General features: G+C 34.8%; 8 protein-coding genes. 1 reads left to right on the top strand and 7 read right to left on the bottom strand.

Annotation, left to right across the window (positions count from 1 at the left end; translation table 11 throughout):
- Positions 1-14 precede the first annotated feature (14 nt).
- The 6 genes from I6I93_RS06365 to nadA form a co-directional block, all read right to left on the bottom strand.
- Complete coding sequence (locus tag I6I93_RS06365) at positions 15-923, bottom strand: substrate-binding domain-containing protein (RefSeq protein WP_112889255.1); 909 nt, start codon at positions 921-923, stop codon at positions 15-17.
- A 219-nt stretch (positions 924-1,142) separates the two neighbouring features.
- Entirely contained in the window at positions 1,143-2,267 is a 1,125-nt protein-coding gene (locus tag I6I93_RS06360; RefSeq protein ID WP_201621231.1) for a stalk domain-containing protein, read from the bottom strand.
- 278 nt (positions 2,268-2,545) lie between these two features.
- A complete protein-coding gene (locus tag I6I93_RS06355; RefSeq protein ID WP_112889865.1) occupies positions 2,546-3,055 on the bottom strand; it encodes a transcription repressor NadR in 510 nt (169 codons plus the stop codon).
- Positions 3,056-3,062: 7 nt separating this feature from the next.
- Positions 3,063-3,908: a carboxylating nicotinate-nucleotide diphosphorylase gene (gene nadC, locus I6I93_RS06350; RefSeq protein ID WP_112889864.1), complete on the bottom strand. Its 846-nt coding sequence runs from the start codon at positions 3,906-3,908 to the stop codon at positions 3,063-3,065.
- Positions 3,880-5,142: an L-aspartate oxidase gene (locus I6I93_RS06345; RefSeq protein ID WP_112889863.1), complete on the bottom strand. Its 1,263-nt coding sequence runs from the start codon at positions 5,140-5,142 to the stop codon at positions 3,880-3,882. The genes nadC and I6I93_RS06345 overlap by 29 nt, the downstream gene beginning before the upstream one ends.
- Before the next feature lies 1 nt (position 5,143).
- Positions 5,144-6,067, bottom strand: coding sequence for a quinolinate synthase NadA (gene nadA, locus I6I93_RS06340; RefSeq protein WP_236587167.1), 924 nt, complete (start codon positions 6,065-6,067; stop codon positions 5,144-5,146).
- 311 nt (positions 6,068-6,378) lie between these two features.
- Here nadA and I6I93_RS06335 point away from each other — a divergent pair, with 311 nt between their 5' ends.
- Complete coding sequence (locus tag I6I93_RS06335) at positions 6,379-7,389, top strand: aminomethyltransferase family protein (protein WP_112889861.1); 1,011 nt, start codon at positions 6,379-6,381, stop codon at positions 7,387-7,389.
- A gap of 184 nt (positions 7,390-7,573) precedes the next feature.
- Here I6I93_RS06335 and I6I93_RS09265 read toward each other — a convergent pair whose 3' ends face one another.
- On the bottom strand, positions 7,574-13,042 hold the full coding sequence (locus tag I6I93_RS09265; RefSeq protein ID WP_112889860.1) for an SHIRT domain-containing protein: 5,469 nt from the start codon (positions 13,040-13,042) through the stop codon (positions 7,574-7,576).
- Positions 13,043-13,090 lie beyond the last annotated feature (48 nt).

The raw sequence follows: 13,090 nt of genomic DNA, 5'->3' as shown, positions 1-13,090 counted from the left end.
TTCCTTTGCATTTTTTATTTTGCAAGTCCTGACCACTCAGTTAATTCTCCAGTAAAGATTTTTTGTAAATCATCCATAGTCACATCTTCACAAGCATTTTCTTTATTTACAATAACTGCGATACCATCTCTTGCAATAACTGTGAAATCAAGAGCATTCTTTTCTTCGTCCTTAAGTTCTCTTGATGCCATACCAATTTGTGCAGTTCCTTCCATTGCAGCAGTCATACCAGCTGATGAACCATTAGATTGGATATCAATCACAACATTAGGGTTCTTTGCCTTGTAAGCTTCAACAAGTTTTTCCATAAGAGGAGTAACAGAAGTTGAACCTGCAACAGTTAATTTTGCATCGCTATCAATTGGTTCATAAGTTTCGCCCTTAGCGTCTCCAACGTAACCTTCTTCTTCACAAATTTTTTGTCCTTCGTCAGACATGATAAATTTAACTAAGTCCATTGATTTTTCATCTACATCTTTTTTGTAAGCTAGGTTAAAAGGTCTAGAAAGCTTATAAGAGTTTGACTTAATGTTTTCTGGAGTAGCTTCAACTCCTTCAACCTTTAGAGCCTTAACATCGTCGTTTAAAGATCCAAGAGAAATGTAACCAATTGAACCTGCATCATTTTGTACAGTAGTAAGAACTGCATCAGTGGAAGATTGAACAGCAGCTTCTTCATAAGTCTTGTCAACTTCCTTGTCGCCTTCCTTAACAAGAACTCCTGTTAGTTCAGTGAAGGCTGATCTTGTACCTGAACCTTGTTCTCTTGATATAACGTTAATTGTTCCAAGATCTTTTCCTTCTGCACCTGCAGCTCCACCAGCATTAGCAGTGGCATTTTCCTTTTTATTTCCTCCACAAGCAACAAGACTTGCACCTAGAGCAAGAACTACAGCAATCTTTCCAAAACTTTTTAACTTCATTAATTTTCATCCTTTCAAAACTTAATTTTATTTTTTATTTCATGGTCATTATAATTTTGATTTGTAAATTGCCAAGATGTCTTTTGTAAATTTTATGTAAATTATTTTGATTTTTTTGAAAGGAAAAATTTAATAAATATTCAATCAAAAAAGAGACTCGAGTTAACGAGTCCCTCTAATTTTAAAATTGAGCCTTCAATTTTTATAATTTTAATAATCTTAATACTTGTCTAGGTAATATTTTGCACCAAGCTTATCCCAAGACAATCTTGTATTAGAATTTTCTAAATAATAGATTCCAGCAATCGCATATGAATCTCGACCAGCAAAAAATCCAGTAGATCCATAGGTTTTATGAGATTCTTCTACTACTAAAGCATTTTTATCTTTATCATAATATCCATATTGTTCATCAAAAAATTCAGAGCTTCTGTCTGATGATAATATCGTTCTGTTAGTTAATTTATACCTTCCATTTCCTAAGCTTGTAATATATGTGTAAGTATCAATAGGGTAACTGTTTCCATCTGCACCATAACTACTAGGACCATACCAGGACCCTACAAGGACATCATCTGTAGAAACAACATAATGTTCATCCTTAAGTTGTTTTTCTTTGGCAACATTTGATTCAGTTTTTTTAACATATACAGTTTCTTCCTTTGGTTGAACTGTTGGTTGAGTGTAAGTTGTTTTGTTTGTCTTATAAGTTGTAATATTACCAAGTTTTGATCTTCCACTTGTTCTATAGTTATCAATATCAGTAAATAATAGAGTTAATAAGCTCTCCATACTGTCAGCTTCTAAAATCTTTTCACTGTTTATTGTTAATTTATAAGTAACAATGTTTATTGTGTAGTCAGTAATTACTGGATTAGCACCTTCATAATAATAAACTACCTTGTAATTTTTGTTATATACAGGATTATCACCAATATATACTGCTTTATAATCCTTAGAATAATCTACTTTTTCACCAAAAGATTCGGCGATTGCACGAAGAGGTACGAAAGTTCTATCATCTTTGATTTCAGCAGGTGCGTCTAAAGTAAGAACTTTACCATTTACTTTCATCTTGTTTGAGCCAATAGTAAGTTCAACATTTGTGTTACCATTTTTCATTATTACTTTTTTATTGGCACCATCCCACTTAACATCATATCCTAGTTCTTCAGCAATAAATCTGATAGGTACATAAGTCCTAGAATTTTTGATATAAGGATATACATCACTATACACGATATGATCATTTACTATTATTCCATTTAAAGGTATATCTTTTACAGGGTGTCTTACTGCGAATACATTAATTGTAGAAAATAGCACTAGTAAAGATAAAAACAATGAAATAATTCTCTTGCTTTTTTTCATAAAAACCTCCTTAAATTTAAAATAAAGCAAAAAGTTAACGTTTACATCTAAGTCAATTGTATAGGAATAATAAGTTTGTGTCAATACACTAATCCGATAAATTATAAATAAATAAAAATATTTTTGTCTCGATATCTCAGCTAATTAAAATTAAAAAAGAGTCAGTAATTTTAAACTGACTCCATCTTTATTTTCTTTATTTTTAATCTCTTTATAAAGAGTTTTGTATAAAAAATATTTTTATAAACTCCCTAGTCTTCTATTAAAAATCCCATTTCCCCCAAGACAACTTCTATCTCTTCCATGACTTCTTCATTTTCTGCTACAACTGTGTGATAGTGAACTCCACCAGTTAATACATCAAGGGGTTTGGACTTTTCTTCATCCATCTTTTCTAAAAATATTTTGACATCCCTTCTCGATGAACAATTGAGATCTTTTTTTATTTCACCATAGACCTTGTGGTGGACAATGACGTCCTTAACAAGTCCTCCCATGTCAACAATGGCTTCTAATTCTTTTTTTATGTCCTTGTCACTGTGCTTGACCTTGAAAACTTTTTGGGTCCTGGCTTCGTTTAGATAGTAGCCCCTATTAGTTGACACAATGTCCTTGCCAGAGGCCCTGAGTATTGCCATGTCCTGGACTATAACCTGTCTTGTTACATCAAACTTTTTTGCCAGATTTTCTCCCGACATGGGCTTTTGACTTTCGTATAAAATTTTTAACAAGTCTTCTCTTCTTGATTTTGGATCCAACATATTTCCCTCAATAGATTTTCAAATTTTTCATGGATAGGTCCAAGACTCCTGCACTATAAGTAATTGCACCTGAAGATATATAATCAATATCTAGGTCCCTATAAGAATTAATATTTTCAAGACTAATGTTACCCGAACACTCAATGATGGCTCTCTTATTAATTATCTTGCAGGCTTCTTTTATCTCTTCTATATCCATGTTGTCTAACATTATTATATCAGCTTTTGCCTTCAAGGCCTCCCTCACTTGGTCAAAATTTTCCACTTCGACTTCAATTTTCTTTACAAAGGGATTGAGACTCTTAACTTTTTCCACTGCCTCTCTTATCCCTCCCGATGCATCTATGTGGTTGTCTTTTAACATAATTCCATCAGATAAATTGTACCTGTGGTTATATCCTCCACCAAGAGTCACTGCATATTTTTCAAAAATCCTCATATTTGGAGTTGTCTTTCTTGTATCAAGAATTTTTACATGTTCGCTGTCTAGGGCGTCAACCATTTTTTTAGTGTAAGTTGCTATCCCGCTCATCCTTTGCAAGAAATTAAGGGCCGTCCTCTCTCCCTCAAGGATTGCCTTGGCTCTTCCCCTTATTTTTCCTACTAAGTCCTTGTTATTAACCTCATCACCATCAGAAAAATAAAATTCAAAGGTCACATCTTCGTCTAAAAGTTCAAATACCCTCTTAAATACATCAAGGCCTGCAAGAATTCCCTTGTCCTTTGCAATTAAATTTACTTCAGCCTTCTCATCTTTTAAAATTGAATCTGTTGTTATGTCACCACTAGTCATGTCTTCCCTTAGGGCAGCAAGTATATACTTGTCAATTAAGATTGGCTTTAGCTCTCTCATCTTCTCTTATCCTTTCAAAAATAATTTTTTTCATTTCTTCTTCATCAATATCCATTGTATCAATTTTGAAATTTATTTCTGCATTGTCAAATTTATTTTTATTTAAGAAATCTGCCAAAATCCTCCCAAAAACCACGCACTCAAGAAGTGAATTGCAGGCGAGTCTATTGGAGCCATGGATACCAACATTGCCAGCTTCACCAACAACAAAGAGGCCTTCTAGGTTAGTCCTTCCCTTTATGTCACAAAGAATTCCTCCCATAGTGTAGTGTTGGCAGGGAACTATTGGAATATTTTCATATCTTGGATCAATTCCTCTGTCCCTCAACTCATCAAAAATCATTGGAAATCTCTTGGGAATTTTTTCTTCTCCAAGGGGCTTCATTGACAAGTACTCAAAGTCCACTCCTTCCTTTTCCATTTCTTCTCTTATGGCTCCCGCAACAATATCCCTTGGCTTCATTTCATCTGTGAACCTTTCATCCTTGTGGTTTAGTAGTAATGCCCCTTCGCCCCTTGCTGATTCAGAAATTAAAAGTTGCCTTTCAACTCCTTCTTCATAAAGTGATGTTGGATGAAACTGAATGTAAGAAATGTCCTTAAGCCTTACTCCATTTTTTATTGCCATGGCAAGTCCGTCTCCTGAGATATGAGGAAAATTTGTTGACTTGTCAAAGAGTCCACCAAGGCCACCAGTTGCAAGGGCCACATTAGTTGAAATAAAAACCTCATCGTGAGACCTTGCCCCATAACACTTGCCATCTTTTACAATAAGGTCAAGTATAGGCGTGTTTTCAAATATTTCTATGTTAGGTCTTTCTCTTAGCCTTTTATATAGGACATCCAAGATTCCCTTGCCTATTTCATCGTCAATGTGAAGGCCCCTTGATGCTGAGTGACCACCCTCTCTTGCATAATCAAGTCCTCCATCCTTCTTTGTGAACTCAACTCCCAGGTCCATTAAAAACTCAATTGCCTCTTGGGACTTGTCCACCATGGTCTCAACTGACTTTAAATTATTCTTGTAGTGGCCAGCCTTCATAGTGTCTTCTATAAAAACTTGTCTGTCGTCACCATCTCTTAATACATTTATCCCTCCTTGGGCAAGATAAGAATTTGAATCTTCTAACTTTTTCTTTGTTACAAGACCAATCTTGTAATCTTTACTCAACTCTAGGGCAGTGCTGACTCCAGCAAGTCCTGAACCAACAATTAAAACATCAAATTTTTTCATCCTATGCACCTAACTCCAACATTTTTTCTAGAGGTTTCAAAGCTTTTTCCCCAATTTCTCTTGGAACTTCTACTTGATTTTTATTTTCTTCTAAGACTTCAATAATCTTATCCAAAGTTAATTTTTTCATATCATCACAAACTGGTCCCTTGGCAAGCTTCCTAAATTTAACATCTGGATATTTTTTCTTTAACTCAGTAAAAATTCCTTCTTCAGTTACAACTAAAACATCATCATACTTACCTGCTTCATTAATGATTGCCTTTGTAGATCCAATGAAGTCAGCAAGGTCCAAGACTTCTTTCCTACATTCTGGATGAGCCAAAATTTTTACCTTACCCTTGTAAGCTTTCACATCCTCAAGGTCTATCTCGTCGTGAACAGGACAGTAGCCATCATTTAAAATAACATTTTTATCTGGCAAGGACTTCTTAATATAAGCCCCAAGATTTTTATCTGGAACAAAAAATATATTTTTTTCTTCTAATTTATTTACAATCTTTGCAGCATTTGAAGATGTGACACAAATATCTGAGTAGGCCTTGATCTCAGCAGTAGAATTTATGTAAGTTACAACTGCTAGGTCATCGTAGGCCTCTCTCATCTCCTTAATTTTTTCAACGCTCACCATGTGGGCCATGGGACAGTCTGCTCCAAGGTCGGGCATCAAAACATTCTTGCTTGGATTCAAAATCTTAACACTTTCTCCCATGAAGTAGACGCCAGCCATAACTATGGTTTCTTCCTTGAGTTCTGTAGCTTTTTGAGCTAAGAAGAAAGAATCTCCTATGTAGTCAGCCACGGCTTGGATCTCTTCATCAACATAGTAGTGGGCAAGTATGACAGCATCTCTCTCTTCCTTTAATTTTTTTAATATTTCAATTTTTTCTTCTAAACTTAAATTTTCTAAATTTTTCAATTTCACCAATCTCCTAATAAATTTTACTTAAAATTATATTACAATGAAGCAGACTGGACAAGTCAAGTGTATATACACTTACCTTTTATAGGCAAGTGACTTTATAATTTATTATTATCTTTCTAAGAAAAATATTTTTAAAATAATGACTGAGTTTATTTTTACCAACTTGCTTTTATTTCTAAAGTCCAATTTAATTTTCACTTTCAAATAATTTTTAAAATCTCTTTATTCTAAAGCTTTTGTTATTTAAAATATTTGAAGGGTATCATAGTAATATAGGATGTCGTTTTAAAGTAATAAAGGAAAGTGATCTTATGAAAAATGATGCTTTAAGAAGAAAAGAACACGAAGCTGTTAGATCAGGCGTTGGTTATTACGACTTTACTCACCAAGTCCTAGATGTTAAGGGCAAGGATGCAGCAAAATTTTTAGACAAGATGTTTGTAAATGACATTAAAAATATGAAAGACACTCACGCTCTTTACACAACAATGTTAAATGAAGAAGGAAAAATTATTGATGACGTAATTGTATTTAGACTAGAAGCAGATAAATTTTTGATTTCTACTCTCTATATAGACAAGATGATTGAATGGTTTGACAAATTTAAGGATGGCTTTGACCTAGACTACAAAAATATCACAGACAAACTCACAATGTTTGCTATTCAAGGACCAAAATCCAAGGACCTTGTAAATAAAATTGTGGACAAGGACATTTCAGATTTAAAATTCTTCACAATTGAAGACAACTCTCTTGGCGATTTGGACCTTATGGTGGCAAGGGCAGGCTTCACTGGAGAACTTGGCTACGAACTTTACGTTCAGTCAGACAAAAAAGATATATTAGAAGAAAAGATAAAAGAAGCTGGAAAAGAATTTGACCTCGTAAACATCACAACAGATGTAATAATTGGCAGTCTTCCTGGCGAAAAAAGCTACGTTCTTATGAGTGACCTTGAAGGAGCAAACCCACTTGAAGTTGGTTACGGCTGGACAGTAGCTTGGGACAGTGACTTCATTGGAAAAGATGCTCTATTAAAGGCAAAAGAAAATGTAACTCGTGATCTCTTTGGCTTTGAATTATTAGAAGACGTCCAAGTAGAAGCAGGCGACGAAGTCTTACTTGACGGCAAGATAATCGGGAAGGTAACAAAATTCACTTACGGTTACACAGTAGAAAAATTCATCGGCTACTGCATGATAGAAAAAGATAAGGCAGTGGAAGGCAAGGAAGTAGAAATAAAAACAAAAGCAGGAAGCATCCAAGCAAAACTATGCGACAGGGTCTTCTACGACAAGGAAAACAAAAGAGTAAGAGGATAAAAAATAAATAAGAGAATAATTGGAAGTATAAAAAATTAAGGAGCCTAAAAAAGGCTCCATTTTTGTTGCTTAAACTACAATTTTAAAAAGACAAATATAAACTTTTTGAACGCAGATAAAAAAATACCCTTCCACTTTTTCAAGTGAAAAGGGTATTTTTAACAAACATCTTTAAAATGAACTCTTACTTATTTTTTCTTCTTTTTACTTCAAATAATCCTAATAAGGCAGAAGAAGCTACTGCTAATCCAGTATATAAAGCTATTCCTGGATCTTGAGTCTTTGGAGCTTTATTACCATCATTAACTGACTTATTTTTTTCTACAAACTCTTCTTCATAATTTTCAACATAATCATTTTCATTATTTGTAGATTCTTTTTTGTCTTCAGCATTTAAACCTTCAGATTTTTCAACTTTATCTGTAGTTTTATCTGTAGCATTAAGTTCCTTATTGTTATTTAATTCTTCTTGTCTTTCTTTAACTTCTGTTGTTTCTATAGTAGAAATAACTCTATCAGAATTTTCCACAATTGTTACAACTGGAGTTCCTTTATCGTGATGTCTATTTTGTCCAGATGGGAAAGTAGAATCATGCTTATCTATTTCCTCATAAACATAAGTTACATATAAGTTTCCTTCTACAACTTTTCCATCTGTATCAGCTGAATTTCTTCCCATTCCTATAAATCTAAATCCATCAAAACTCTTTAGATCAGTGTAATAATTTTCGCCTACAGGAGCATTTCTCTTTACTACTCTTTCACTTAAAATTCTGCCATCTTCTGTTACATATTGTACATAAACATTTCCAGTATTTGGCTTTGGATCTGGATTTACTTTTGTCTTCTTGTATACATAAGTTACGTGTTGGTCGCCTTTTACAACTTTTCCATTTGCTGGGGCTGAATCTTTTGCCATTTCAACAAATTCATAACCGTCAAATGTTTTTTTGTCTGTTGTATATTTTGTTCCAACTTCTGCGTTTACTAGAACTTCGCTTTCTGCTTCTAGTTCTTTTCCGTCTTCTGTTACGTATTTTACGTATACATTTCCTTTTTCTTCAGCTGGTGGTGTTACTTTCTTCTTGTAGATGTGTTTTGTATTACCTTGTTCATCTTTTTCGGTTCTTACAAATTCATATCCATCGATGTCTTTCTTAGGATTGTCACCCTTTGTAGACTTAGAAATTTCTTTACCGTTTTCATCAACAAATTTAGTTATTTTTTCAGACTCAGAAGCTTTCTTTCTGTAAACATATATTATGTTGCCATTAGAATCTGTTTCTGTCCTAACTATTTCATAACCTGGAATTGCTTTACTTGGATTTCTACCAGTTAGAGGATTGGATAATTCAAGCCCGTTTTCATCAATGAATTTAGTAACTACTTCTTTAGAAGGAGTAGGTAATTTCCTGTAGATGTGAGTTGTATTACCTTGTTCATCTTTTTCGGTTCTTACAAATTCATATCCATTTATAAGTGATGAATCATGTGTTCCAGTCTTATCAGCAAGTATTTGATTACCATGAGTGTCTACAAATCTAGTTTCAACGCCTTCAGTAGGTTTTTTACTATAAGTGTGAATTGTGTTACCATTTTTATCTTTACTTGTGATTATAAAGTTGTAACCTTCAATGGTTACTGGATCTTTTGTTCCTTCCTTTGGAGGAAGTAGTTGATTTCCATTTTCATCAACATATCTAGTCTCTATTGATGGGGTTGGATTTTGTTTAAGTCTATAAACATGAACAGTATTTCCATCCTTGTCTTTGTAAGTCTTTACATACTCGTAAGCAGGAATATCTTTTTTATTTTGCTTTCCTTTTTCTTCAAGAGCAAGAGGATTTCCATTTTCATCTACATATTTAGTAACTACCTCTGTAGTAGGAGGAGTAGTTTTCTTCTTGTAGATGTGACTTGTATTACCTTGTTCATCTTTTTCGGTTCTTACAAATTCATATCCATCAATATCTTTTTTGTCTTTTGTTCCATTTTCTTGTGGAGCAATAGTCTTACCATTTTCATCAACGTATTCTGTAACTACATCTGTAGGTGGTGTCACTTCTTTTTTCTTGTATACATAAGTTACGTGTTGATCGCCTTTTTTAACTTCTCCATTTGCTGGATCAGATTTTTCATCCATTCTTACAAATTCGTATCCGTCAAATGTTTTTTCTTCTGTTGTATATTTTGTTCCAACTTCTGCGTTTACTAGTACTCCACTTTCAGGTTCTAGTTCTTTTCCGTCTTCTGTTACGTATTTTACGTATACACTTCCTGTTTCTGGTTTAGGGTCTTCTTTTGGTGTGAATTCCCATTTTCCTACAAAGTGTTCATCTGCTCCATCGATTGTTGCATTTGATCTGTCGTAGCCTTTGAATGTCCATGTTCCTTCTGATGTTGTTACCTCTTTTTGTTCTGGTTCTGTTGGTACGACTGTGTTGCCATCTACTTTTCCTGTTTGGTCTTTTGGCAATAATGCTTTTACTTCGTCTGGTAAGTCTTTTCCAGCTGTTCCTGATTTGAATTCGTGAGTTACTTTGTATTCTTTTGGTTGTGGTTCTTCATCTTTTGTGAATACCCATGTTCCTGTTACGTGTTCGTCTGCTCCATTGATTTTTGCAGTTTCTTTATCCCACGCTTCGAATGTCCATGTTCCTTTGTTCACTTCATCTTTTACTGGAGTGAATTCTTTTGGTGATGGAACTGATTTACCATCTGCTAGATTTTCTACTGTTTTTGGTAGTTGATCTTTTACGCCTTGTGGTAATTCACTTGGTGTTCCTTCTGCTTTTGATGGTTGGAATTCGTAGTCTACTTTGTATTGTTTTTGTTCTACTGGTTTGTATACGTAGATTACGTGTTGGTCGTCTTTTTTAACTTCTCCATTTGCTGGATCAGATTTTTCATCCATTCTTACAAATTCGTATCCGTCAAATGTTTTTTCTTCTGTTGTATATTTTGTTCCAACTTCTGCGTTTACTAGTACTCCACTTTCAGGTTCTAGTTCTTTTCCGTCTTCTGTTACGTATTTTACGTATACACTTCCTGTTTCTGGTTTAGGGTCTTCTTTTGGTGTGAATTCCCATTTTCCTACAAAGTGTTCATCTGCTCCATCGATTGTTGCATTTGATCTGTCGTAGCCTTTGAATGTCCATGTTCCTTCTGATGTTGTTACCTCTTTTTGTTCTGGTTCTGTTGGTACGACTGTGTTGCCATCTACTTTTCCTGTTTGGTCTTTTGGCAATAATGCTTTTACTTCTTCTGGTAAGTCTTTTCCAGCTGTTCCTGATTTGAATTCGTGAGTTACTTTGTATTCTTTTGGTTGTGGTTCTTCATCTTTTGTGAATACCCATGTTCCTGTTACGTGTTCGTCTGCTCCATTGATTTTTGCAGTTTCTTTATCCCACGCTTCAAATGTCCATGTTCCTTTGTTCACTTCATCTTTTACTGGAGTGAATTCTTTTGGTGATGGAACTGATTTACCATCTGCTAGATTTTCTACTGTTTTTGGTAGTTGATCTTTTACGCCTTGTGGTAATTCACTTGGTGTTCCTTCTGCTTTTGATGGTTGGAATTCGTAGTCTACTTTGTATTGTTTTTGTTCTACTGGTTTGTATACGTAGATTACGTGTTGGTCGTCTTTTTTAACTTCTCCATTTGCTGGATCAGATTTTTCATCCATTCTTACAAATTCGTATCCGTCAAATGTTTTTTCTTCTGTTGTATATTTTGTTCCAACTTCTGCGTTTACTAGTACTCCACTTTCAGGTTCTAGTTCTTTTCCGTCTTCTGTTACGTATTTTACGTATACACTTCCTGTTTCTGGTTTAGGGTCTTCTTTTGGTGTGAATTCCCATTTTCCTACAAAGTGTTCATCTGCTCCATCGATTGTTGCATTTGATCTGTCGTAGCCTTTGAATGTCCATGTTCCTTCTGATGTTGTTACCTCTTTTTGTTCTGGTTCTGTTGGTACGACTGTGTTGCCATCTACTTTTCCTGTTTGGTCTTTTGGCAATAATGCTTTTACTTCGTCTGGTAAGTCTTTTCCAGCTGTTCCTGATTTGAATTCGTGAGTTACTTTGTATTCTTTTGGTTGTGGTTCTTCATCTTTTGTGAATACCCATGTTCCTGTTACGTGTTCGTCTGCTCCATTGATTTTTGCAGTTTCTTTATCCCACGCTTCAAATGTCCATGTTCCTTTGTTCACTTCATCTTTTACTGGAGTGAATTCTTTTGGTGATGGAACTGATTTACCATCTGCTAGATTTTCTACTGTTTTTGGTAGTTGATCTTTTACGCCTTGTGGTAATTCACTTGGTGTTCCTTCTGCTTTTGATGGTTGGAATTCGTAGTCTACTTTGTATTGTTTTTGTTCTACTGGTTTGTATACGTAGATTACGTGTTGGTCGTCTTTTTTAACTTCTCCATTTGCTGGATCAGATTTTTCATCCATTCTTACAAATTCGTATCCGTCAAATGTTTTTTCTTCTGTTGTATATTTTGTTCCAACTTCTGCGTTTACTAGTACTCCACTTTCAGGTTCTAGTTCTTTTCCGTCTTCTGTTACGTATTTTACGTATACACTTCCTGTTTCTGGTTTAGGGTCTTCTTTTGGTGTGAATTCCCATTTTCCTACAAAGTGTTCATCTGCTCCATCGATTGTTGCATTTGATCTGTCGTAGCCTTTGAATGTCCATGTTCCTTCTGATGTTGTTACCTCTTTTTGTTCTGGTTCTGTTGGTACGACTGTGTTGCCATCTACTTTTCCTGTTTGGTCTTTTGGCAATAATGCTTTTACTTCGTCTGGTAAGTCTTTTCCAGCTGTTCCTGATTTGAATTCGTGAGTTACTTTGTATTCTTTTGGTTGTGGTTCTTCATCTTTTGTGAATACCCATGTTCCTGTTACGTGTTCGTCTGCTCCATTGATTTTTGCAGTTTCTTTATCCCACGCTTCAAATGTCCATGTTCCTTTGTTCACTTCATCTTTTACTGGAGTGAATTCTTTTGGTGATGGAACTGATTTACCATCTGCTAGATTTTCTACTGTTTTTGGTAGTTGATCTTTTACGCCTTGTGGTAATTCACTTGGTGTTCCTTCTGCTTTTGATGGTTGGAATTCGTAGTCTACTTTGTATTGTTTTTGTTCTACTGGTTTGTATACGTAGATTACGTGTTGGTCGTCTTTTTTAACTTCTCCATTTGCTGGATCAGATTTTTCATCCATTCTTACAAATTCGTATCCGTCAAATGTTTTTTCTTCTGTTGTATATTTTGTTCCAACTTCTGCGTTTACTAGTACTCCACTTTCAGGTTCTAGTTCTTTTCCGTCTTCTGTTACGTATTTTACGTATACACTTCCTGTTTCTGGTTTAGGGTCTTCTTTTGGTGTGAATTCCCATTTTCCTACAAAGTGTTCATCTGCTCCATCGATTGTTGCATTTGATCTGTCGTAGCCTTTGAATGTCCATGTTCCTTCTGATGTTGTTACCTCTTTTTGTTCTGGTTCTGTTGGTACGACTGTGTTGCCATCTACTTTTCCTGTTTGGTCTTTTGGCAATAATGCTTTTACTTCGTCTGGTAAGTCTTTTCCAGCTGTTCCTGATTTGAATTCGTGAGTTACTTTGTATTCTTTTTGGTTGTGGTTCTTCATCTTTTGTGAATACCCATGTTCCTGTTACGTGTTCGTCTGCTCCATTGA

Origin of the sequence: Peptoniphilus harei (genome assembly GCF_016726485.1) — a bacterium.
Taxonomy (GTDB): Bacteria; Bacillota; Clostridia; order Tissierellales; family Peptoniphilaceae; genus Peptoniphilus_A; species Peptoniphilus_A harei.
This window is presented reverse-complemented; position numbering and strand designations above follow the sequence as displayed.

Bases quoted from the DNA above. Each gene is read 5' to 3' on its own strand.
- I6I93_RS06365 (WP_112889255.1), bottom strand. From the start codon at position 923: ATGAAGTTAAAAAGTTTTGGAAAGATTGCTGTAGTTCTTGCTCTAGGT.
- I6I93_RS06355 (WP_112889865.1), bottom strand. From the start codon at position 3,055: ATGTTGGATCCAAAATCAAGAAGAGAAGACTTGTTAAAAATTTTATAC.
- nadC (WP_112889864.1), bottom strand. From the start codon at position 3,908: ATGAGAGAGCTAAAGCCAATCTTAATTGACAAGTATATACTTGCTGCC.
- I6I93_RS06345 (WP_112889863.1), bottom strand. From the start codon at position 5,142: ATGAAAAAATTTGATGTTTTAATTGTTGGTTCAGGACTTGCTGGAGTC.
- I6I93_RS06335 (WP_112889861.1), top strand. From the start codon at position 6,379: ATGAAAAATGATGCTTTAAGAAGAAAAGAACACGAAGCTGTTAGATCA.
- I6I93_RS09265 (WP_112889860.1), bottom strand. From the start codon at position 13,042: ATGAAGAACCACAACCAAAAAGAATACAAAGTAACTCACGAATTCAAA.